The organism is Bacillus sp. SIMBA_154, assembly GCF_046536015.1.
Taxonomy (GTDB): Bacteria; Bacillota; Bacilli; order Bacillales; family Bacillaceae; genus Bacillus; species Bacillus pumilus_P.
The window spans coordinates 1-249 of the sequence record NZ_JAWJBV010000500.1; the positions used below are offsets into that span (position 1 = coordinate 1).

The 249-nt window shown below is 44.2% G+C and carries 1 protein-coding gene; it reads right to left on the bottom strand.

Annotation, left to right across the window (positions count from 1 at the left end; all coding sequences use genetic code 11):
• The coding region (locus R0K30_RS22905) for a hypothetical protein (protein ID WP_410613254.1) at nucleotides 1–249 on the bottom strand (249 nt) is incomplete at both ends.

Genomic DNA, 249 nt, shown 5'->3' on the forward strand with positions numbered 1-249 from the left:
CCAATCATGCTCACTTTTGCGTGTTTTTTTAAGCGTGCAACACGCCGCTCAACCTCAATAGCATGAAAGTGACCGGGTATATCGTAGTTACAGCGTATGCAAATCGCGTATTTACTAGCAGGTTTCCAACAGCAGGGGCATTCAATAATATTCGGGTTGTCAGGGTCAAACTCATCACTGGCAGCGTAATGCACGTTTTGGTTAACGTGGTTATTATTGCCGTTAATAGTTTGGCTCACATGTAGCTGT